Origin of the sequence: Caloramator mitchellensis (assembly GCF_001440545.1) — a bacterium.
Classification (GTDB): Bacteria; Bacillota; Clostridia; order Clostridiales; family Caloramatoraceae; genus Caloramator; species Caloramator mitchellensis.
Genome location: NZ_LKHP01000005.1, coordinates 78107 through 102246, shown reverse-complemented (window position 1 = coordinate 102246; position 24140 = coordinate 78107). Strand labels below are relative to the sequence as shown.

Sequence of the window (24140 nt, the reverse complement as noted above, 5' to 3'; positions counted from 1 at the left end):
AAGAAATCAAGTGAATGTCACCAATTACATTTTTCTTATTAAACCTTTTACTTTACCAAGTATTTTACATTCGTTAACAATAATTGGTTCCATGCTTGAATTTTCAGGTTGTAATCTAATATAGCCGTTTTCTTTGTAAAATGTTTTAACAGTAGCACTGTCATCAACCAATGCAACTACTATATCTCCATTATTTGCAGTTGATTGTTGTTCTACTATAAGTAAATCACCTTCAAATATTCCTTTTTCTATCATCGAATCTCCCTTAACCTTTAAAATGAAAGTGTTATTATTTGTTCGAATAAAATCTACTGGTAATGGAAATGTATCTTCTATATTTTCTACCGCAAGTATAGGTTGACCTGCTGCAACTTTACCAACTACAGGGACATTTATTATTTCTTTATCAACTTGCCCATCTAATACTTCAATAGCACGAGGTTTACTTGGGTCACGTCTTATTAATCCCTTCTTTTCAAGTCTCTCCAAATGACCATGAACGGTAGAAGTTGATCTTAAACCAACCGCATTGCATATTTCCCTTACTGAAGGAGGATATCCTTTAGATTGTAGTTCTTTTCTTATAAATTCTAATATTTCATGTTGTTTATCGCTATTTATATTTGACATGTAATTCCACCCCTTAGTATTTTATAAATAAATTATAGCATATATCAAAAAAAATAGCAAACTTATGTTCGCATAGCTATTGACAATCGAACATGTGTTCGTTATAATGATAATAGAACAAATGTTCGAGGAGGCGTTAAAATGAAAAAAGGAAAACTATTAATTTTTGTCCTAGTTATTATTTTAGTGGTATTTCCAGTATTCAAAAAAGTTAAAAGCGAAAAAATAAAGAACCAGGAATACATATACGTTACTGTTAAAAGTGGAGATACAGTTTGGAAGATTGCAAAAAAACATAACATAAATAAAAAAGATATTAGAAAATTAGTTTATGAAATAAGAGAAATAAATAAGCTTGACACATTGATTATTCACCCAGGTCAACTTATAAAGGTCCCCATTGAGTGACATTCACTTGATTTCTTGACTTCTTGAATTGTTTGCCAATTTGAACAAGCTAAATCTAATGAAATTAAGTGAAGAAATACATTGAAATTATTGTTTTTTAAGGAGTAGTTGCTACTCCTTAAATTTATATTATTTCATTTGTTTCTGCAATATTTAATACCAGCACTTAAATTTCCAATATTACTTACTAATACTTTAATAGACTAATACTTTAATTGAGAGAGGTTTGCTAGATCTCTCATCATTAGTCATTTCCTTTAAGATAGTTTTATTTAACTGTATTCCTTAACACTCTTGAGCAAAAATAATAATAATGCTATAATTTATCAGTAAAATTACACAAGGAGCTGATAATATGCAGAAATGTATTTTTGATGATAAAAAGATTTGTAATAATTGCAGCGATTGCAATATTTGCGATTTAGACCAAAGCAAAACATGTGACAACTGTGGAAAATGCATTAGTGTTGATTCCGAATACTTTGAAATTAAAGTTGAAGGTATTTTAGAGAACGAAAGTGAATTTGACGATTATATTTATGAAGAAGATTTAGCATTTGACGAAAAAAGCAATAATAATTCGAGCGAATATGAAGATTCTTGCGATGAAGTAGAGGAGTTGTTTATAGAAGATTTTCCTGAATTGAGAGACAAATATTATAAAAATTTAGAGAAAATATTCTTTAAGAAATAGCCTTGGCGACAGTAAAACCAAGGCTATTTTATCACATGTCCCATTTGACAAACAATTCAAGAACTCAAGAAATCAAGTGAATGTCACTCATTAAGAGGGTTGGACTTAACTGCATCTCTGAGTATTTCATCATCTAAATGGGTATAAATTTGGGTAGTTGAAACGCTTTCGTGTCCTAAAATGTGTTGCAGCGTTCTGATATCAACTCGCCCGTATTTATACATTAGAGTTGCAGCAGTGTGTCTTAATTTATGGGGTGTATATTTATCATCAAATAGACCCGCATTAACTATATATTTTTTAACGAGTAGTTCTACAGTTCTTTTATCAATTCTCTTTTTTCTTTCGCTTAAAAATAATGCATCCTTGTCTATAACTCCATCTTTTGGTCTAACTGTAAGATATGAGTTTATTGCTTTTATAACCAGTTCGTTAAGGTAAACAGTCCTTTCCTTATTACCTTTTCCAATAACAGTAAGTGTATCACCTTTAATTTTACTGATATCTATATTCACGAGCTCAGATAATCTAAGACCACAATTTAAAAATAAAACTATAATTGCATAATCTCTTTCCTTATTTCTACCGTTTATAGAATTTAGAAGAGCTTTGCTTTGCTCAAGAGTTAAATATATAGGATGCCTTTTATTAATTTTAGGGGATTCAAGTTCTCGTGCAGGGTTTTCCTTAAGTATTTTTGCTTTGGTTTCAAGGTAGTTAAAAAAAGACCTTATAGCAGCAGTTTTTCTTGCACGAGCATAGTTGCTGTTGTTTCTTTTGATCGATACATAATTGATAAATGAGTAGATATCATTTAGCTTAATCGATTTTATAAATTCCTCATCAACATCGTAGATATCAATATCTTCAATTTCATTTTTTAATCTATTTTTTATCTTTTTTAAATATTTTAAGAAGAGCCGTATTTCAATTTTGTAACCTGCAACTGTGTTAATGGATTTGCCTTTAACAGTGAACATATAACCTAAAAAATCGTTTAAAATAGGAGGCAGGTTGTCATCAAATATCAATTCCAGTTTATGGCTTTCCATAGCTACTCCCCCATCAATCAGAACTTTAACATTTCGCTAAATTAATATTTAGCGAAATGTTTTCTTCCACTACTTTTATTTATTTCAGTCACATTTTTTGATTTTTTTCTTTTTGAAAGACCTGAGAATAGTAATATACAAAAAGATATATAGATAATTGCAATGAATATAAATAATAAATACCTCAGTATAATCATTAAAATCACCTTATATTCTTTATATCTAAATTTTTCTTATATGTATTAATTATACACTCAATTATTGCACTTCTTAAACTTTTTTCTTCAAGAGTTCTAATACCTTCAATTGTTGTGCCTCCTGGTGATGTTACCATGTCTTTGAGTTCAGCTGGATGCCTTTCTGTTTTCAAGGCTAATTCAGCGCTACCGAGAATCATCATTTCAACAGCAGCATATGCATCCTTTCTTGGAATACCTAATAAAACAGCTGCATCAGCCATAGCTTCCATAAAATTAAATACAAAGGCTGGTCCGCTACCAGTAACCGCTGAATATGCATTCATTAAATCTTCTTTAATAACTTTAATCAAACCTATGTTTCTTAACAAACCTTCAAAATATTGTTTTTCACTATCATTCACAAACTCATTATAGGAAACAGCAATAAAACCTTTTCCTACTAATGATGGTGTATTGGGCATTGTTCTTATTATCTTCTTATACCCTACTACTGCTTCTACTCTTTTAATTTCATATCCTGCTGCCATTGTAATAATTATTTTTTCATCATCCAAAACATCCTTTATCTCATGTAATACATTATCATAAGCATAAGGTTTTACTGCAATAAATATATACTTTGATTTTGCTACAACATCTTTTTCGCTAATGCACACGTTTATACCTGCACTAATATCTTCAATTTTATTTTTATTATGGTCATAGGCAAATATTATATTTGGTTCCACTCCTCCTTGTATCATACCTTTAATAATAGCAGCTCCCATATTGCCACAACCAATAAATCCTATCATAAATTCAGCTCCTTTATTATTTTAAGTTATAATAATATTTTAGTCTATTTTAACTAATAAGAAAAGTTATTTTTGATTTATCAACAACGGTGAATAAGTCTGTTGATTATAATGCATTTTTTGAAGCAAACAAATTCTAATCTCATATTATCTTTCGACTTTTCAGATGAAAATAATTTTCAAATTATAAATGAGTAAAATATGTAAAATTATAGAGAATCCCTATGTAGCTATTTCGACTCATTTCTATTTCGTCCGGGACATTGTTAACATTTCAACAAAGTCTTATTTAAAATAGGATGAACATAAAGATTATGTCCATCCTAACTTTTAACATACTATGCAATTTTATTAATCGTTCATAAAGACAAAAGACTGATTGAATTAAATATCCCCTTATACAAATAAACAACCTATAATTATAGAGATTCTTGAATGCTTGTTTAAATTGACAAACAATTCAAGAACTCAAGAAATCAAGTGAATGTCACTCATACATTGATTTCAACTTTTATGTTTTTTTCTAAAAATTCATTTAAAACAGGGTTTACTTCTTGTTCTAAAAATTCTTCAACCTGTTCTTTGGAACGTCCTATATAATTAGATGGAATAATAGCAGCTTTAATTTCTTCTATATTTAGTTTAAATAAAGGATCTTCAGCAATTCTTGAAATCAAATCGTTATCAAGGCCCATTTCCTTTACTCTTTTGCCTGCCTCCATAGAATGCAATCTTATACGTTCATGCAGCTCCTGCCTGTCACCGCCTTTTTTTACTGCTTCCATCATTACATTTTCTGTAGCCATAAAAGGCAGTTCATCCATAACTCTTTTTTCAATTATTTTAGGATATACAACTAAATTTTCAGTAATGTTAATGTATAAATTTAATATTCCATCTAATGCTAGAAAAGATTCAGCAACTACTATTCTCTTGTTAGCAGAATCATCAAGAGTTCTTTCAAACCACTGTGTAGCTGCCGTTATTGCAGGATTTATAACGTTAGCAATAACATATCTTGAAAGGGATGAAATTCTTTCGCTTCTCATTGGGTTTCGCTTATAAGGCATTGCCGATGAGCCTATTTGATTTTCTTCAAATGGCTCTTCGATTTCTTTAAAACTTTGTAAAAGCCTTAAATCGTTGCTGAATTTATATGCACTTTGCGCGATACTTGCCAATACGTTTAAAACCATTGTATCCTGTTTTCTTGGATATGTTTGCCCGGTAATCTTAAAATATCTATCTTTAAATCCAAGCTTCTCGCAAACTAAATCATCCAATTTCTTCACCTTTTCATGGTCACCATCAAATAAATTTAAAAAGCTCGCCTGTGTTCCTGTTGTTCCTTTTACACCTAATAATTTTAATGAGTTTATTGTGTAGTTTAGGTATTCTAAGTCAATTAATAGGTCTTGAATCCATAGACATGCTCTTTTTCCGACTGTTGTTAATTGAGCAGGTTGTAGATGGGTGTAAGCTAGTGTTGGAAGTTCTTTATAATTTTCTGCAAACCTTTTTAAATTATCTATTACTTTAACTAGCTTCTTTCTTATTAATAGTAAAGCATTATACATTATTAAAACATCTGTATTGTCGCCTACATAACAGCTAGTTGCTCCAAGATGAATCATTGGTTTTGCCTTAGGACATTGTTCTCCATAGGCGTAAACATGTGACATAACATCATGGCGTGTTTGTTTTTCTCTTTCAATTGCAACCTCATAATTTATAGCATCAACATGTGACCGTAATTCATTTATTTGTTCATCTGTTATGTTAAGACCTAGTTCCTTCTCAGCTTCTGCTAAAGCTATCCAAAGTTTTCTCCATGTAATAAATTTATTGTCATCTGAAAATATGTATTGCATTTCATATGATGCATATCTGGTAGAAAGTGGACTTTGATATCTATCATGCATTTTCTTCACCTCATATAATTTATTACTTTATGATTATTATATAGTATTTATTTTAATACAAAAAATATTCTTCATAATATTGTGGACAATAGAATTGTTATTCATTTTATATTTCGGAATGATTGTAAAAAAATAAGAGGATTAACCTCTTATTTTAAGAAATTTTCAATTCTATCTAATCCTTTTTTAATATTTTCCATTGATGTTGCGTATGACAATCTTATAAAATCATCAGTTCCAAAACCTTCTCCAGGAATTGCTGCAACATGTTCTTCATTTAAAAGAGCGTTGCAAAAATCAACTGAACTATTTATTTTATAACCTTTGATTGTTTTACCCTTAATCTTTGTGATATTTATCATTACATAAAATGCTCCAGCAGGTTTTCTACATGAAAGACCTTCTATATTATTTATTCTATCAACCATATAATTTCTTCTCTTCTCAAATTCTTGTTTCATTTTTAAAACTTCATCTTGTGGTCCGTTTAAAGCCTCAACGCTTGCATATTGAGCTATAGTATTTGGGTTTGAAGTAGCATGGCTTTGTATATTAGCCATCAGCTTAGCTATTTCTTCACTGGATGCGGTATAACCAATTCTCCAGCCAGTCATAGCATAAGCCTTTGATACTCCATTTATTATAATTGTTCTGTCTTTAATGTCTTGTCCTAAAGAGGCAATGCTAATATGTTGTTTATCATCATAAATAAGTTTTTCATAAATTTCATCAGATATAATAATCAAGTCATATTTAATTGCTATTTCCGCGATAAATTTCAAATCGTCTAATGTATAAACGGAACCTGTTGGGTTGTTTGGACTGTTTAAAATAATTGCCTTGGTTTTGGATGTAATTGCCGCTTCTAAAACTTCCTTCTTATATCTAAAGTCATCTTCTTCCTTTGTTTCAACAAAAATAGGAACAGCGTCAACCAATTTAACCAACTCAGGATAACTTACCCAATATGGAACTGGAACTATAACTTCGTCACAAGGATTGCAAATAGCAGCAAGCGCATTGAATATGGAATGCTTTGCACCATTTGATATTACAATCTGTGATGGTTTGTATTCTAAATTATTTTCACTCTTTAGCTTTTTGCAAATTGCTTGTTTTAGTTCAATTATACCTGAAGCTGCTGTATATCGTGTTAAACCTTTCCTTATAGCTTCAATAGCTGAATCTTGAATGTTTTCAGGAGTGTTAAAATCAGGTTCACCTGCTCCAAAACTAACAACGTCGATTCCATCTTCCTTCATCTTTTTTGCTTTAGCAGTTATCTCCAAAGTAACTGAAGAAGATATTTGCTTTGCCTTTCTTGATAGTTCCATAAATATTGCCCCCTTAGTATTTATAAATCTCGTTTAAAGTATATTTAATAATATCAAGCGATTCTTCTAATAAAGGTTTATACATTGACTTTATTTTTTCATAATGCTTTAATCCGTTTTCGGTTATTTTATAATTTCTTTTAGTTTTTTTATCAGGCTCTTCCCACCAACCTTCTATTAACAAGTTTTCCTCCATATCCCTCAGCAATGGATAGACCATCCCTGGACTAGGCTTCCATCTGTAGTTTAAAGATTTTTCAATTTTATCTATCAATTCATTTCCATAATGATTTTTTTCCTTCAAAAAATGCAGCACAAAAAGTTTAACCAATGTCGTTGTATTTACCTTGCTTATAATTTGTCTATTCCTGTAGCTTCCATCATTCATAATTCCACCTCAATTTCAGGTATATTTTTAATATAGCATTAATTTATTCATGTGTCCATATGATTATGAAATTTTTCTTTCAAATTAGTGACATTCACTTGATTTCTTGACTTCTTGATTTGTTTGTCAATTTTAAATATAAAGCTTTCATAATATATTTTACGTCTACCTATAAATAAAATCGGCTCTACTGGTCATCTAAGGGTAACAAAACAATAGATTAAGTCCTCTAAATTACAATTAATCAGTTAAGCTTCGTCTAAATTAAAGAACCCCATGAATGATTCCTTTTGATTACTCTCATTAACCATTTTGTGTTTTAACACATTTGGCCAATGATTTAATAACAAAATCATTCAGGGGCTTTACAGACTTTAGAATAGAATTATTAAATAAATCCTTTATCTAGGTTGAACAATAAACTTGATAGCTGTTCTTTCTTCACCTTCTATTTCTATATCAGTGAAGGCAGGTATGCAAATTAAGTCTACTCCGCTTGGAGCAACGAAACCTCTAGCGATAGCCACAGCCTTAACAGCCTGGTTTATGGCTCCTGCACCTATCGCTTGAATTTCTGCAGTGCCTTTTTCTCTTATAACACCTGCTAAAGCGCCTGCTACTGAGTTTGGATTTGATTTTGCTGAAACCTTTAATACTTCCATTTTAATACCTCCTCGAGTTCTATTGTGTAGTCATATTTAATAAATTCTACAAAAATTTAGATTTTCCTGCTAATTAATAAAAAAAACCCCAAAATTATTGGGGTTTATTTTGCATATTCAATTGCTCTTACTTCCCTGATAACATTGACCTTTATTTGACCAGGATATTCGAGCTCGTTTTCAATCTTTTTAACTATGTCTCTTGCTACATGGATGATTTCATCATCGCTAATTTGTTCAGGTTTCACCATTATTCTAATTTCGCGACCTGCTTGTATAGCAAATGACTTTTCAACACCTTCAAATGAGTCTGCAATTTCTTCAAGTTTTTCAAGTCTTTTAATGTATGCTTCAAGTGTTTCTCTTCGTGCACCAGGTCTAGCAGCTGATATGGCATCGGCTGCCTGAACTAGAACCGCTTCTATTGTTAATGGTTCAACATCACCATGGTGTGCCGCAATTGCGTTAACAACAGCAGGTGATTCATTGAACTTCTTTGCAAGCTCACTACCAAGCAAAGCATGTGGTCCTTCTGTCTCGTGATCAATCGCTTTTCCAATGTCATGAAGAAGTCCTGCTCTTTTAGCTATATTAACATCTGCACCTAATTCAGCGGCCATAAGACCAGCTAAATATGCTACCTCAATTGAGTGTTTTAATACATTTTGACCATAACTAGTTCTGTATTTTAATCTACCTAACATTTTAACAAGCTCAATATGAAGTCCATGAACACCCGTCTCAAAGGCTGCCTGTTCACCCTGCTCTCTAATTTCATTGTCTATTTCTTTCTTTGCTTTATCAACCATTTCTTCAATTCGTGCTGGATGAATTCTTCCATCAGCAATTAATTTTTCGAGAGCAAGTCTTGCAACTTCTCTACGAATTGGGTCAAATCCTGAAAGAATAACTGCCTCAGGAGTGTCATCGATAATCAAATCTATACCTGTTAATGTTTCAAGAGTTCTTATGTTTCTGCCTTCTCTACCTATAATTCTTCCCTTCATTTCATCATTTGGTAGAGTTACAACAGAGACTGTTGTCTCAGCTACATGATCAGCTGCACATCTTTGAATAGCATATGAAATAATTTCTCTTGCCTTTTTATCAGCTTCTTCTTTTGTTTTGGTTTCGATGTCTTTTATTAGCAGTGCAGCTTCATGTCTAACCTCTTGTTCAACATTTTTTAATATTATTTGCTTTGCTTCTTCAGCAGTTAATCCAGCAATTCTTTCCAATTCTTCATTTTGCTTTTTATAGAGTTCTTCAACCTCATTTTGTAAATGTTCTATTTCTTGAAGCTTTTTATTTAGGCCATCTTCTCTTTGTTCAAGAGATTCTACTTTTTTATCAAGAGTTTCTTCTCTTAATATAAGCCTTCTCTCCATCCTTTGAAGTTCATTTCTTCTTTCTCTAACTTCTCTTTCAAATTCGTTTCTGAGCCTATGAACCTCTTCCTTAGCCTCTATAACAGCTTCCTTCTTTTTAGATTCAGCTTCTTTTTCTGCTTCTTGAATAATTCTATTTGCTTCTTCTTCAGCGCTCTTGATTTTGTTTTCTGCAATATTCTTTCTAATTATATATCCAGCTATAAAAGCTATTACCCCAACAACTACTATAGCTATTATCCAAATAATAGTTTGAATAATTACACCTCCTTTGTTTATCATATATTTATTGATATATAAATTCAAATAGCTTAAAATCTATTTGATTTACTCTCCAAGTTAATGAATTTGATACCTGGAGAACTAACGAGAAACAAATACTTGAAGCACATTTCACTTCCCATGACATTAGAAAATTTCAAATTCTTAATTAGGAAAAGCCTACCAAACATTATTATATCATGTCATCATGATATTGTGCAAGAATATTAGATTTCATTCCTGCATATGTTTGTTTAATTAATTGTATTATAGATTAATATTCATGTCAAGCTACCCTTGAGCTGTTCAACTTGGCTTATCCCATTATTTAATGTAACCCTGTATACATAGTCACCATTCTCTAATAGATGAACATTGTGAGTGACCATTATTACTTGCCTATTAAACATATCCGATAAATTCTTAATAAACTCGGCAACATTGACTATGTAATCATCACTTACATGTTTAGCTGGTTCATCTAAAACAAGTGGGCCTTCAATCTTAGGAGAATGAATTTCCATCATGGCTACTCTAATTGCAAGCGAAATAATGTCAACTACTCCCCCACCCCTGGCTTCTTGAGGTTTAGTTGCTACGATTGTTCCATTATGATTTGAAACAACATAAAATTCTGCATCTATTTTATCTGCTTTTTCTCTAAGCTCAATTTTAAATTCGATATTGCCATCAAAAATATATTGAAGACATTGAGTTATCAAATATTCCATCTGACTCTTTGACTGTTCTCTAGCAAATTCGGATGTCTTTTTTAGCAATACCTTCACTTTTCGTAATCTTTCCAACTCATCTTCTATTTGAATCAATTTTTCATTTTGCTCCTTTAAAGTTAGGAGCAAATTCTGTTTAATACCTTCTTTTATATAGTAGTTCTTATACTCATTTTCTAAATCTTGACTATATTTTGCTATTATATCGTCATACATGCTATCACCTGTTTCCATTGCCGTAAAGTATATTGTCTGGAGGCAGTGCTCCCTCAATTTCTTTTATTATTTGTTCAATTTCTTGCTTTAGCTTATCAATTTCAAGCTCAAGTTCATCAGGCTTAACGCCCATTTCTTCTAACTGCTTTATCAAATCATATTTTTGCTTTTGCAACGATTCAAGTTTTGTTTCTGCCTTTATCTTAAGGTTTTTTGCCCTTTCAATTTTTTCCTTTAATAATTGAAGCTTATCTTCGTAATTATTCATTTTAAATTTCTCCTTTCAATTCGTTTAGAACATGTTCTATAGAATTTTCATTAATCTCCGATAGGCACACTGGACACTTTCCAAGTTTTTTTAGATACTGAGCATATTCTTTTATATATTTTTCATTTTCTTTACTATGAGTTTCTATATTGTTTTTTTCCGTTTCAATTTCTAAATTTAATTGTTTTAACTTCGAAAATAATTCATTAATCCTATTAAATTTTTCTAATTGCTCACTAGCTTCATTAAAGTTTTGATTAGCTTTATTTATTAATCTAAAATATCCAATATATTCTTCTCCCTTTGAAATAGACTTGTTCAAAGAATTAAAGTCATTTAATTTGTCATAAAGTGTCTTTAATTTATTTATTCTATTCTCAACAAAATCTCTGTATTTTTCAGCATTTGAAACTTTAACAAGCAAATTTAAAATATAAAACAATTTTTCAATATCCTTTACTGTTGTAGAATATTTGTTAAGTTTATCTACCATAAAAGTAAGCTGGTTTGCTTTTTCAATAAATGTTTGGTATTTTTCAACGGCAAATTCCGTGTGTTGAGTAAGCTCTAAAACATTTTGGTTGTTATTAATCTCATCTGTCAAATTACACAGCTGCATATTCAGCTTTTGAAATTTCTTATATTTTTCATTTAAATTTATTAGATTATTTACAATTAAATATAATTCGTTTGCAGGCTTCAGATAATTTAAATAATAATTTATTTTACTGATTTCTTTATTAATTTCTTCAATTTCATATTTATATTTTAATAAAATTTTAATTTTTTCATCAAGCAGCTTGATTTTATCGACTAATTGTTCTTTTAACTTTAAGTAATTCAACTCTTCTTCTAAATTTTCATATTGTTTCAGGTCTTGATTAGTTTTATCTATACCTTCAATTATCTTTTTTCTGCTTACTTCAAAATTTAATATATCCCTATCGAGCATCTTCAAAGCAGCATCAATATAATGAACGCCTACTAGTTTTCCTATAGCCTTTGCCTTAATTGGTCCTGACTCGCTTAATAAAAAAGGGCCTTGTAACTGTTCGGCTATATTAATGCTTTCAACAGATTTTTCATCAATATAAACCTTTCTAATGCCATGCGCCTTTATAATATCTTCGGGAATATCATTACCAAAACCCTCAAATCTAGTTTCATGGCCTTCGGGATTAACTAAAATATATATATTCTTATTTTTACTTTTTTCTCTAATAATAACAGTATTATCATCTAACGTTAAGGTTACCTTGCAATTGCTTTCGCCCTGCCTTATAAAATCTGCTCCTTTAGGTTCATTATATAGAACCCATTTGAGAGCTCTTATTATAGCTGTCTTACCATTGTCGGACGGTCCAGAAATTACATTCAATCCATTTACAAAATCTATTTTTGAATGTTTATGTGATTGAAAATTTTCTATTTCAATAGTCTTTATATATCTCATCAATCAATCACTTCCTCTAAAGAGATTAGTTCCTGTGCCTTAGTTAATCTGTCCAGAGCTTCCTTTTTAATATCTTCTGGAATGTTTTCAATAGTTGCTATTTCATTTATCAATTTTTCTAATTTTAGCGTTTCAAAGTTTCCGTAGGATGTAATTTGATTTGCAAATTCATTAATTAAATTCATCTTCTTGTATTCTTCTTGTAGCTTCTCTTTATCTAAAACTTCTTCTCCCTTTTTAGCACACTTCAATTGCCTCAATTCTATAGAAATGTCATCATTTATTTCAATTACTAAATAAGAAGGCATTCTGTCTATTTCTGAGATTGAATTGCTTACTCTTGCTATTGCACCTGGATTAATAAAATACTTTTTATCATATTTTTTTATTCCAAACCCTGAGTGATAGTGACCGGCTATTGTTATATCAGCCATCGTCTTATTGCATATTTCATCAATTAGTGTATGATGTATTCCTTTGATAAAAGGTCTGTCAAGTAGAAAACCATGAACGATGTGAATTGCAAAATCAGCTGATTTTTCATTCAATATATATGAATCTTTATTTTCATCATCAACTCCATAAAAATAATGCCCACCTGTAATTTGAACAGTTTTACCCTCCCCAGCAAATAGTTTTGGTTCTTTGCTTAAAAATTCAATTATCCCCGTTTCTTCAAGTATTCCCAACATAGTTTTTCCAACAACTTCAGGATTTTGTCCAAAAACATCGTGATTTCCTATAACTGAATAAATAGGCAACGGAAATCTTTTTATGATAGATAAAAATTCTTTAACAACAGATATGGATACATCTGGCCTTTCAAATAAATCTCCGCCAAATAATACCGCATCTATTTTTTCTGACTTAGTCACTTCAACAAGTTCAATAAACTTGTTTTTTAATGTTTCAACAAAATTATCTTTTCTCGACTTAGGATTATTTCCTCTGATATGAGTATCGGTAAAAAACAAAAACTTCATATTAATCACCATCTTCAAAATTATCATTTAATATTTCTCTTAATACCTTTAATACTAAATCACTTTCATAACCTTTATAAGATAAAAAATTATAGAGCCTGCCTTTAATGTGTTTACTATCTTTAATATTTCTTAGTTTTTTTAGAGCTAATGTTTTGGCATTTTTATAAATTTCATCTTCATCAATATCTATTTCTTTTAAATCTACTTTGATTCCCTTATTTAATAATTTTAATCTAATATTTCTTGTTCCAACTTTTTTATTTAAACAATCATTTATAAACATTATAGCATATTTTTCATCGTCCAATAAATTATAGTCTGTAAGTTTTTCAATAACTTTGTTAACTATATCATTTGAAAAACCTTTGTTTATCATTTTTTCTCGAACTTCTTTTGTGGTATATCGTTTGATTCCTAATATTTTTAAAGAGTAATTATATGCTCTACTAAATTCACAGTTATAAATTATTTCATTAATTTCATCAACTGTATAATTTCTTCCTTCTTTTATGTCATACTTAATTAAATCTTCGATAGTTGATGTAAAAGAAACTTGATTATCCAATTTAATAATATAATAATCGTTATACTTGGATTTTTGAATATCAACAATTTTCATTTAAACCACTCCAAAAAAAACATCCCCTAAGGGATGTATTATTCAGCCTGCTTCAATTCATGATTTTCAATCGTGCTTAATTGTATCAAAGGTAAATTATACTTTTCACGAATTTTGTTTTCTATTTCAACTGCAATTTGAGGATTGTCCTTTAGATATACTTTGGCATTTTCTCTTCCTTGACCTAATTTAACGTCCTTATACGAAAACCAAGCTCCGCTCTTTTGAACTATATCGCAAGACACACCAACATCGAGTATGTTACTTTCTCTTGAAATACCCTCACCATACATAATATCAAATTCGGCTTGCTTAAATGGAGGAGCAACTTTATTTTTTACAACCTTTACCCTTGTTCTACTTCCAGTTATATCTTCACCCTGCTTAATTCCGTCAACCTTTCTAACGTCAAGTCTAACCGATGCATAGAATTTTAAAGCTCTACCACCTGGAGTAGTTTCGGGATTTCCAAACATAACGCCTACTTTTTCTCTTAATTGGTTTATAAAAATTGCAACACATCTCGATTTATTAATAGCTCCGGCAAGTTTTCTTAATGCTTGTGACATAAGTCTTGCTTGCAATCCAACATGGGCGTCTCCCATTTCACCTTCTATTTCAGCCTTTGGAACAAGCGCAGCAACAGAGTCGATTACTAAAACATCTATAGCACCCGACCTTACTAGCGCTTCAGCAATTTCAAGAGCTTGTTCTCCTGTATCTGGTTGTGATACGATAAGATTTTCGATATCAACTCCAAGTTTTCTAGCATAAACTGGGTCTAACGCATGCTCAGCATCAATGAATGCTGCTGCACCGCCAGTCTTTTGTGCTTCTGCAACAATATGAAGTGCAACAGTAGTTTTTCCTGACGATTCAGGACCATAAATTTCAACTATTCTTCCCCTTGGAACTCCACCAATACCAAGTGCAATATCTAAATCTAAAGAACCTGTAGAGATAGCTTCAACGTTTAATTTAGAGTTTTCACCAAGCTTCATTACAGAACCTTTACCAAATTGCTTTTCAATTTGGCTCATCGCCAATTCTAGTGCCTTTAATTTTTCGTTGTTCATCATTATCTCTCCTTTGCGAACATCTGTTCTTATTGTATTATACATTATTTTAATTATAAGGTCAATAAAAATAGTTTATTATTTAAATTATTTCATATTTATTTGTATGATAAACATATTTTTAAAATATTATTAAACCTTTATATCATTTATGATAATATCAGTTCTGATTATGTTATTTTACTTAGTCATTTAATAACATTTATTCCTATGTTTCTTGGTTTGACAATGAAGCATCCACGTTATCTTATATATATACTTACTAATTCAAACATTTTTTAATTAAATTATAAAACTTTATTCACGATGTCTTTAAAAAGGGCTAAGAATTAAAGTCTTTGCGAAGTTAAAGTGCTTGATTGGATTAGTTGGATTCATTTACTTGTCCTATTTGACAAACAATTCAAGAACTCAAGAAATCAAGTGAATGTCACTAATAAATAAGGCCCTCGAATGAGGGCCTTATCACGTTCTATAATCTATAACATCTTTATTTTTAACAAAATAATCAACGCCTGAAACAATTGTAATAACTATTGCAATAGCCATCAGTATTTCGCTATAGGGAACTTCGACTAGCGATGCTATTATTGCAATTATTTGAATAACTGTTTTTGCTTTGCCCCAGTTGCTTGCCGCAATAACTCTACCTTCTGAAGCAGCAAGGGAGCGAAGTCCTGTTACTGCAAATTCTCTTGCAACTATAATCATAACTGCCCATGAAGCTATTTTTTCAAGTTCAACAAGAGAAACAAGGGCCGATGTTACAATAAGTTTATCTGCCAGCGGGTCCATAAATTTTCCAAATTTAGTTACTTCCTTTCTACTACGAGCAATATATCCATCCAAAGTATCAGTAATAGCAGCTATTATAAATATTGCTGCAGCAAAAAGATTACCGTATTTAATTTTAATAGCAATAAAGAAAAGAAATACAGGAACAAGAATAATTCTAAGTATAGTAAGCTTATTTGCTAGATTCATAATAAACATCTCCCGCCAAATCATAAGTATAAGTTTTATTAATCTTCACTTTAACAATATCGCCTTTATTTAAATTATTTGAATTAACAAATACGTTCTGGTCAATTTCTGGTGCATCACCATAAGTTCTTCCGAAATATTGCCCCTTATTGTTCTTACCATCTATTATAACATCAAATATTTTTCCTAACAAGTTTTGGTTATTTTGTGCAGATATATAGCTTTGTTGTCTCATTAAAATGTCCTTTCTTTTTTCCTTAATTTCAACATCTATTTGGTCCGACATTTCAAATGCAGCTGTTCCTTCTTCAGGAGAATATGTGAAAATTCCCACTCTCTCAAGTTTATACTCATACAAAAATTCCTTTAACTCGTCGAAATCATCATCAGTTTCTCCTGGAAAACCAACAATTATTGAAGTCCTAATTACTGCATCATCAATTTGTTTTCTAATTTTATCTATCAATTCAATTATTTGTCCTTTTGTAGTTCTTCTATTCATTTTTCTTAAAATTTTATCGCTAATATGCTGGATAGGAATATCAAAATAATGCAATACCTTTTTACTATCCCTAATTGTTTCAATCAGTTCATCTGTAATCTCTTCAGGATAAGCATACATTAAACGTATCCATTCAATCCCCTCAATTTTTTCAATTTCATTTAGAAGTTTTGGTAGTTCTTTCTTTCCGTATATATCAACTCCATACATTGTTGTATCCTGAGCTACTAATATTACTTCCTTTACATTTTTTTGTGCAAGCTGCTCTACTTCTGTTATTATGTCCTCAATCCTCTTGCTTCTAAATCTGCCTCTTAGTTTCGGTATTATACAATATGAACAGTTGTTATTACATCCTTCAGCAATTTTAACATAAGCATAATGACTTGGCGTAGTAAGTATTCTATCTTCCATTTCAAGTCTAAAATCTAAAGGGTCTACTTTTACTATTCCATTAATACCCTTCAGTGTTTTGTCTACTATATCACAAATATCTCTATAACTTCCGACTCCAAGTATTGCGTCAATTTCTGGCATTTCCTGGAGTAATTCTTCTCTGTATCTTTGAGCCATGCAACCAGTAACGATAATAGATTTACATTGTCCCTCTTCTTTATTTTTAGCCATTTCTAATATTGTTTCTATTGATTCCATTTTAGCTGATTCAATAAAGCCACAAGTATTAACTATAATAACATCAGCTTTTTTCTCATCATTAACTATAGTATATCCATTTTTTGATAAAATTGATAACATAATCTCTGCATCTACTCTGTTTTTATCACAACCAAGTGATATAAAACCTACATTAAACATGTCAAACTCTCTCCTTCTATATTTCCTGGGTAATTTTAACATTCATGTCAATTACCGCATATAATCTTTGTTTTTCATCGTTTTTCTTTATTTTTCATAATAAAACATTTTATATTCAAAAGCGACATAAATATTATACTACAGGCCATAAAAAAATAATATATTTCGACACAAAAAATTATTAATTTTTCATTAATTATTAACTTCTTTGCTAAATAAAATACTCCCATTAATTTATTTCACATTACCTTAGGAAATAAATTAATGGGAGTAAATTAAAATTCATCTTTTGTAATTAATACCTGCCTTGGTTTACTGCCATCCTGTGGGCCTACTACTCCTCTTTTTTCCATCTCTTCTATCAACCTTGCTGCTCTATTAAATCCCACTCTTAGTCTTCTTTGTATCATAGATGCTGATATTTGACCAAGTTCAACCGCAAGTTCTATAGCCTCAGGAAGTAATTCGTCTGCTTCCTCATCAAATTCAACCTTATCCTTGCTCTGGTTAATTTTTTCAATAATGTCTTCGTTATATTCAACTTCAGAGGATTTTTTTAAGTATTCTACTATATTCTCGACTTCCTTTTCAGATATAAAAGCCCCTTGTATCCTTATAGGTTTATTTTCACCAATAGGTAAAAATAACATATCGCCCTTACCTAAAAGTTTTTCAGCTCCTGCCATATCAAGAATTGTTCTTGAGTCTATTTGGCTAGAAACAGCAAACGAAATCCTTGAGGGAATGTTAGCCTTAATAACTCCAGTAATAACATCAACGGAAGGCCTTTGCGTTGCAATAATAAGATGTATTCCTGCTGCTCTTGCCATTTGCGCAAGCCTCGTTATAGCATCCTCTACTTCATTTGGAGCTACCATCATCAAATCAGCCAATTCATCAATAATTACTACTATTTTGGGCAGTTTAACCCCATCTCCTTTATCTTCCATTAATTTATTATAGCTTTCAATATTTCTGACATTATTATCAGCAAATAGCTTATATCTATTTGTCATTTCTAAAACAGCCCATTCAAGCGCAGACGCTGCTTTTTTAGGTTCGGTAACAACCGGAATTATCAAATGGGGTATACCATTATAAATTGATAGTTCAACAACCTTTGGGTCTATTAAAAGCATTTTAACATCATTAGGTGATGATTTATATATAAGGCTGGTTATCAATGTGTTAATACATACACTTTTGCCAGAACCTGTTGCCCCTGCAATTAAAAGGTGCGGCATCTTTGCTATATCTGTTACAACACATTTTCCGCTTATATCTTTACCAAGAGCAAAAGCAACTGGTGAATTAAACTTTATAAATTCCTCGGACTCAATCACCTCTCTAAGGCTTACAGGAATTACTTCTTTATTTGGAACTTCTATACCTATTGCTGATTTCCCAGGGATTGGTGCTTCAATTCTAACGCTAGGAGCTGCAAGATTAAGCGCTATGTCATCTGCAAGATTGACAATTCTACTAACTTTAACCCCAGCTCCTGGATGGAGTTCATACCTTGTAACTGATGGTCCCTTTGTCACCTGAACTACCTTTGCTTCTATTCCAAAACTCTGTAAAGTTTCTTCAAGCGCCTTTGCGTTATTTATTAATTCCTTCTTATCTGTTGCTGATGATTTAATTTTAGTTTCACTTAATATGTTGATTGGAGGAATGGTATAATGGATATTTTTTTGACTCAAATTCTCACTCGGAATGTTTATATTGACATCTTCGCTCTTGTTCTTATTTTCTTTGCCATTATCTGAATTATTTAAATTAATCAATTTTGAGCCTTTCTTATTCTCAAAAGAATCATGCTCTTTTATTTTAATTGGTTCAACGATATTTATTTCTGAATTTTCATTCTCATCAATATTTTCATCTAATTCTTCATTTAATTGTTTGTTTGCTTTCTCCTTTGTCTTCATATTTAAATTAAAATTATGTATCTTGGTTAACATAAATTTAATTATGTCACCCACTGATTTTTCTGTAATTAATATTACCAATATAATTGCAATTGCAGTAAGAACTATATATGCTCCAATTTCTCCAAAAAGCTTTAATAATGGCAAATCGATTAGTTCGCTTAATATTCCTCCACCCTTTCTTGTAATACCTATATTGTATATTTTAATAAGTTTAGTTTTAAATTTAAGTTTAACAAACTCATTAGAATATTTGACATGAATAAATAATACTATATCAAATATTAATAACCAAATAGCAACAAATCTTTGCCTTAGCTTAATATTCTTATTGATTATCATAAAAATACCTATTAATATTAATGCAAAGGGAAATAAATAAGCACCTATACCTAATAGACCAAAAAAGAAATCTACAAATATTTTTCCAACGATGCCTGTAGGTTTAAAAAAAATACTTATTATTATTAATAGAGAAACAGCCGTTGTAATTATCCCATAAATTTCAGTAATAAATTTCTGATTCTTGTTCTTAGCTTTCCCCATAGATATCACCCCTTAAAATAATTCTACAAGTATTTTCTTTTCCCTGCAAAAAGTAATCAAATTATAACATAATTAAAAAAATAAATCAAAGGCTCAGTTTTGCCTTTGATTTATCATTTCCTTTAACTTGTTTATTGCCTGGCTCAATCCTCCAACTTCGTTAATAAGGCCTTCTTCAACCGCCTGTTTTCCAATTAATATTGTTCCCATATCATTTAATAGTTCATCAGTCTGAAGCATCATTTCTCTTAATCTTTCCTTATTTATACTTGAATTTCTTTCAATAAAGTTTAATATTCTATCCTGCATTTTACTAAAATATTCAAAAGTCTGTGGCACTCCAATTATCAGTCCATTCATCCTTATAGGATGAATAGTCATTGTAGCTGTAGGTGAAATGAAAGAATAATCAGTTGAAACAGCAAGTGGAACCCCAATACTATGTCCCCCACCTATAACCAGTGATACTGTAGGTTTTGATAAACTATTAATCATTTCTGCAATTGCAAGACCAGCTTCTACATCACCACCAACTGTATTTAATATAACTAAAACTCCCTTAATGTTTGGATTCTCTTCGATTGAAACAAGTTGAGGTAAAAGATGCTCATATCTTGTCGTCTTGGTTTGTGGTGGAAGAATTGTGTGTCCCTCAATCTGCCCGATTATCGTTATCGTAAAAATATCAGAATTATAATCAGGAATAGTGGGACTCCCAACTTCCTTCAGATTATCAAGTTTTTCATTTGCTTTTTCTTTTTCAACTGGCTGTATTTCATCATTTTCTATTGTTTGAGGTTTATCATCATTCTTTTTTTTCGGCATACTATCACCTCTCTAAAAATAGTCTAACCATATTTCAAAAACTAATTCAGCCATAAAAAATAATCTGTAGATATCTACAGATTATAGAGTATTATAACTCAAATGCTTTATGAAGAACATTTATTGCGTTAAATGTATCCTCTTCTTTTACAAGGCACCAAATAGTTGAGTGTGAATCGGCAGTTTGAAGTATTTTGATTCCATTTTGGTTAAGTGCTCTTAGTATTTTAGCCATAACACCAGGAACACCCTTCATTCCATTCCCTATTACAGCAATTTTACTACAGTTTGAAATAATATTATATTTTACATTTAAACCTTTTAGTAATTCTTCTACCTTTGGGACATCATTTGTATCAATTGTAAAAGCTTTATAAGTCGGGAAAACATTAATAAGATCAATACTAATTTTATTTTCAGCGAGAATATCGAATATTTCGTTATTATCTTCATCATCAAAGAAAACGCTTATTTGTGAACGATTAGATAAATGAGTTATTCCTGTTATAATCTTATTCTTGCTTTCTCGCGAAGAAGAAATTATTGTTCCAGGAGCATTAGAAAGAGTATTTTTTATATATAAGGGAATATTGCCCTTCATGGCGTATTCAACTGCTCTTGGATGAATCACCTTAGCACCCTGATCAGCCAATTGAAATACTTCGTTATAACTAATCCTATTAATTACCTTTGCATCAGGAACTATCCTTGGATCAGCAGTCATAATTCCATCTACATCAGTGTATATTTCAATACATTCAGCCTTTAAGGATTCACCTAGTATTGATGCTGTTAAATCGCTTGCTCCTCTTCCTAATGTAGTAAAATCTCCGTCTTTAGTCATTCCCTGAAATCCAGTGACTATTGGAGTGATTCCGGCATACAATAAATCCATTATGTTCTTAGTATCAACTTTTAATACTTCAGCATTTCCATATTCATTATTAGTTATAATTCCAGCTTGACCTCCTGTTAATACCCTAACCTTGTAGCCTCGTTTTTCCATTGTTTCAGCCATAACTACTGCCGAAATTATCTCTCCACAACTTAAAAGCAAATCTACTTCTCTTCTATTTATACTGCAATTTCCATTATTAATCAGAGATAATAATGTATCAGTTGCATATGGATCTCCTTTTCTTCCTATTGCTGATACAACAACTACTGGTTTATATCCTCTATCAATCGCCTCAATTATTCTATCGGCTACTATTTCTCTTCTTTGTTGTGTAGCAACAGAGGTTCCACCGAATTTTTGAACAATAAGTTTCATTATCTATTCCCCCTTAACAATTTGCAAAAACAAAGTCCTATTATATTATACATCTTTTTTGGGGGAATGGTGCAAGAATTTTGTTAACCTTTGTAATCAATTATCAAAGTTTTTTCTCCTATTTTTATTTTACTGTTCCAGGGAATTTCTATATAATCTTTTCCTTTTAAAAATAAAAACCTTGAATTTTCATCCTCAACAAGTATGGATTTTATCTCGCCACTTTTTTTGTCAAAAATTATTTCACTATCCCCTAAATATCCATACTTATAACCATTAAATACATTAACTATCTCTAAATCCATAAGCTCGCTTAATCTTATGCTCATTAAATCACCTCCATACAAAATCTTACTAAATATTATATTAAAGAAAAAGGCTTTATAGACCAGTTGATCCAAAGCCCTTTTCTCCTCTTTGTGTTTCATCCAATTCATTTAACTCTACTATTTCAGGCAACTCAATCCTATTTATAACCATCTGGGCAATTCTATCTCCTCTTTTGATTATAAATGGCTTATCTCCAAAATTAATCAAAATAACATTAATTTCGCCTCTATAGTCACTATCAATAGTTCCGGGGGTGTTAACAAGTGAAATTCCATGTTTTAATGCCAAACCACTCCTTGGCCTAATCTGTGCCTCAAACCCCTTAGGAAGCGATATAACTATTCCCGTAGGAATTAATTTTATCTTATTTGGTTCTAAAACGATTTCTTCATAAACATTAGCAAACAAATCCATCCCAGCGCTTCCATCTGTCATATACTTTGGCAAAGGTAAATCCTTAGCGTTTTCAACTCTTTTTAAATATAATTTCATTGCAATCACCTATCAGTTTTTTAAATTTATCTTCTTTTATTTTTCTACCCACAGCTGCTGCTGATAAGATTCCTTTGCTAAATACAAGCTCTATTATTTCATTTATATCATCTACTGTTATATCATCAATCTTTTTTAACACTTCCTTAGGCTCATAAACCTTATCAAGCATTAATTCAGATTTCCCAATTCCAAACATCCTGCTTGAAACAGATTCTAATCCAAGGATATAACTGCCTTTTAACTGTTCCTTTATTTTGTTCAACTGTTCCAAAGATATTTTTTTATCCATCAAGCTCTTTATTTCATTTGCAACTGAATTCATGGCTTTTTCTAAAAAAATCTTATTCAATGCAAACTGAATATTGAAGGTTCCTTTATTTTTATAAGAAGAGGTATAGGAATATATAGTATATACATATGCCATCTCTTCTCGAAGAACCTGGAATAATCTTGAACTCGTTCCTCCACCGAAATAATTATTTACAGCCAGCAGCGCATATAATTTTTCATTACCAAGTTCAATTCCATCTAAAGTCAATGCTACGTGAACTTGTTCTATATCTTTGTTTTTAACAAGTATATTGCTCTTTATTTCTGGATTTGAAAAAGAAATATTAGCATCGTCTTTAGCTGACCAATCTTCAAATTTGCTTTTTATTTCTTCAATTATCAAATCCTCATCAAAGTTTCCCGCAATAGAAATTACTGTGTTTTGTGGAGAGTAGGTTTTGTTAAAGTAGTTTACTATTTTCTCTTTATTTAATTCTTTAATAGTTTTTGTATAACCCAAAATAGGTAAAGACAGAGAATCATCTCCCCAAGTTGCTGAAGATAGTAAATCTGCAACCAAATCCTCAGGAGAATCTTCATACATATTTATTTCTTCAATTACTACGCCTTTTTCTTTATGTATATCTTCGTCAGAAAACCTTGGATTTTTTATCATATCACTCAAAACATCAATGCCTATTTTATAATGAGCATCAAGCATTTTTACATAGTAACACGTTGACTCTTTTCCTGTAAATGCATTAATTTGTCCACCTAAATCTTCAATATCCTCTGCTATTTGTTTTGCAGTTCTATTTTTTGTCCCTTTAAACATCATATGTTCGATGAAATGAGAAACTCCATTGTTTGTAATATTCTCGAATCTTGATCCACTTCCAATCCATACACCTATACTAATTGAGTTTACATAAGGAATTTTTTCATAAACAACTCTTATTCCATTTTTCAAAGTTAATTTTCTAAACATAAATCTCACCCTTTTAATATATTGCAAACAAAAATATTATAATTCAAAAATAAGAAAAATAAAACACTAATTTATTTCTCTATTTATATTATTTACAA

At 30.7% G+C, this 24140-nt stretch carries 24 protein-coding genes; 2 read left to right on the top strand and 22 right to left on the bottom strand.

What is annotated here, in order from left to right:
• Positions 1–24: 24 nt before the first annotated feature.
• Positions 25–630 carry a transcriptional repressor LexA gene (gene lexA, locus ABG79_RS05955; protein ID WP_057978147.1) on the bottom strand — a complete coding sequence of 202 codons (606 nt, stop codon included), beginning with the start codon at positions 628–630 and terminating at the stop codon, positions 25–27.
• Positions 631–771: 141 nt separating this feature from the next.
• On the opposite strand from lexA, the gene yneA reads away from it, so the two are divergent.
• Both yneA and ABG79_RS05945 read left to right on the top strand, forming a co-directional pair.
• On the top strand, positions 772–1038 hold the full coding sequence (gene yneA / locus ABG79_RS05950) for a cell division suppressor protein YneA (protein ID WP_057978145.1): 267 nt from the start codon (positions 772–774) through the stop codon (positions 1036–1038).
• A 355-nt stretch (positions 1039–1393) separates the two neighbouring features.
• Positions 1394–1732 carry a hypothetical protein gene (locus ABG79_RS05945; RefSeq protein ID WP_057978143.1) on the top strand — a complete coding sequence of 113 codons (339 nt, stop codon included), beginning with the start codon at positions 1394–1396 and terminating at the stop codon, positions 1730–1732.
• A gap of 83 nt (positions 1733–1815) precedes the next feature.
• On the opposite strand, the gene ABG79_RS05940 is transcribed toward ABG79_RS05945, so the two are convergent.
• From ABG79_RS05940 to ABG79_RS05840, 21 genes are all read right to left on the bottom strand, one after another.
• Positions 1816–2784: a tyrosine recombinase XerC gene (locus ABG79_RS05940; protein WP_057978141.1), complete on the bottom strand. Its 969-nt coding sequence runs from the start codon at positions 2782–2784 to the stop codon at positions 1816–1818.
• 202 nt (positions 2785–2986) lie between these two features.
• On the bottom strand, positions 2987–3778 hold the full coding sequence (gene proC, locus ABG79_RS05935; RefSeq protein WP_057978139.1) for a pyrroline-5-carboxylate reductase: 792 nt from the start codon (positions 3776–3778) through the stop codon (positions 2987–2989).
• A 491-nt stretch (positions 3779–4269) separates the two neighbouring features.
• Entirely contained in the window at positions 4270–5700 is a 1431-nt protein-coding gene (purB, locus tag ABG79_RS05930; protein WP_057978137.1) for an adenylosuccinate lyase, read from the bottom strand.
• Positions 5701–5849: 149 nt separating this feature from the next.
• Positions 5850–7034, bottom strand: a complete 1185-nt coding sequence (locus tag ABG79_RS05925; protein ID WP_057978135.1) for a pyridoxal phosphate-dependent aminotransferase — start codon at positions 7032–7034, stop codon at positions 5850–5852.
• Between the two features lie 13 nt (positions 7035–7047).
• Positions 7048–7422 (bottom strand): PadR family transcriptional regulator, encoded by a 375-nt coding sequence (locus ABG79_RS05920; RefSeq protein ID WP_057978133.1) that lies wholly within the window; start codon positions 7420–7422, stop codon positions 7048–7050.
• Between the two features lie 401 nt (positions 7423–7823).
• A complete protein-coding gene (locus ABG79_RS05915) occupies positions 7824–8084 on the bottom strand; it encodes a stage V sporulation protein S (protein WP_057978131.1) in 261 nt (86 codons plus the stop codon).
• A gap of 104 nt (positions 8085–8188) precedes the next feature.
• The gene (rny, locus tag ABG79_RS05910) at positions 8189–9754 is read right to left on the bottom strand and encodes a ribonuclease Y (protein WP_057978254.1); all 1566 of its coding nucleotides are present in this window, start codon (positions 9752–9754) and stop codon (positions 8189–8191) included.
• Positions 9755–10014: 260 nt separating this feature from the next.
• Positions 10015–10680, bottom strand: a complete 666-nt coding sequence (locus ABG79_RS05905; RefSeq protein WP_057978252.1) for an ATPase — start codon at positions 10678–10680, stop codon at positions 10015–10017.
• A gap of 4 nt (positions 10681–10684) precedes the next feature.
• The gene (locus tag ABG79_RS05900; protein ID WP_057978129.1) at positions 10685–10948 is read right to left on the bottom strand and encodes a hypothetical protein; all 264 of its coding nucleotides are present in this window, start codon (positions 10946–10948) and stop codon (positions 10685–10687) included.
• A gap of 1 nt (position 10949) precedes the next feature.
• Entirely contained in the window at positions 10950–12401 is a 1452-nt protein-coding gene (locus ABG79_RS05895; RefSeq protein ID WP_057978127.1) for an AAA family ATPase, read from the bottom strand.
• Positions 12401–13384, bottom strand: a complete 984-nt coding sequence (locus ABG79_RS05890) for a metallophosphoesterase family protein (protein ID WP_057978125.1) — start codon at positions 13382–13384, stop codon at positions 12401–12403. The genes ABG79_RS05895 and ABG79_RS05890 overlap by 1 nt, the downstream gene beginning before the upstream one ends.
• A 1-nt stretch (position 13385) precedes the next feature.
• Positions 13386–14006 (bottom strand): regulatory protein RecX, encoded by a 621-nt coding sequence (locus tag ABG79_RS05885; protein ID WP_057978123.1) that lies wholly within the window; start codon positions 14004–14006, stop codon positions 13386–13388.
• A gap of 38 nt (positions 14007–14044) precedes the next feature.
• A complete protein-coding gene (recA, locus tag ABG79_RS05880) occupies positions 14045–15082 on the bottom strand; it encodes a recombinase RecA (protein WP_057978250.1) in 1038 nt (345 codons plus the stop codon).
• A gap of 465 nt (positions 15083–15547) precedes the next feature.
• Positions 15548–16066, bottom strand: a complete 519-nt coding sequence (pgsA, locus tag ABG79_RS05875; RefSeq protein ID WP_057978121.1) for a CDP-diacylglycerol--glycerol-3-phosphate 3-phosphatidyltransferase — start codon at positions 16064–16066, stop codon at positions 15548–15550.
• Positions 16050–17384: a 30S ribosomal protein S12 methylthiotransferase RimO gene (gene rimO, locus ABG79_RS05870; protein WP_083490354.1), complete on the bottom strand. Its 1335-nt coding sequence runs from the start codon at positions 17382–17384 to the stop codon at positions 16050–16052. Before rimO ends, pgsA begins: the two co-directional genes overlap by 17 nt.
• 275 nt (positions 17385–17659) lie before the next feature.
• Complete coding sequence (locus tag ABG79_RS05865; protein ID WP_057978117.1) at positions 17660–19861, bottom strand: FtsK/SpoIIIE family DNA translocase; 2202 nt, start codon at positions 19859–19861, stop codon at positions 17660–17662.
• A gap of 93 nt (positions 19862–19954) precedes the next feature.
• Entirely contained in the window at positions 19955–20686 is a 732-nt protein-coding gene (locus tag ABG79_RS05860) for a ClpP family protease (RefSeq protein ID WP_057978115.1), read from the bottom strand.
• A gap of 91 nt (positions 20687–20777) precedes the next feature.
• On the bottom strand, positions 20778–21959 hold the full coding sequence (gene dapG / locus ABG79_RS05855; RefSeq protein ID WP_057978113.1) for an aspartate kinase: 1182 nt from the start codon (positions 21957–21959) through the stop codon (positions 20778–20780).
• 83 nt (positions 21960–22042) lie between these two features.
• Entirely contained in the window at positions 22043–22288 is a 246-nt protein-coding gene (locus ABG79_RS05850) for a YlmC/YmxH family sporulation protein (protein WP_057978111.1), read from the bottom strand.
• 52 nt (positions 22289–22340) lie between these two features.
• Positions 22341–22781 (bottom strand): dUTP diphosphatase, encoded by a 441-nt coding sequence (gene dut / locus ABG79_RS05845; protein ID WP_057978109.1) that lies wholly within the window; start codon positions 22779–22781, stop codon positions 22341–22343.
• Positions 22756–24042 (bottom strand): M16 family metallopeptidase, encoded by a 1287-nt coding sequence (locus tag ABG79_RS05840; RefSeq protein WP_057978107.1) that lies wholly within the window; start codon positions 24040–24042, stop codon positions 22756–22758. Before ABG79_RS05840 ends, dut begins: the two co-directional genes overlap by 26 nt.
• Between the last annotated feature and the right edge of the window lie 98 nt (positions 24043–24140).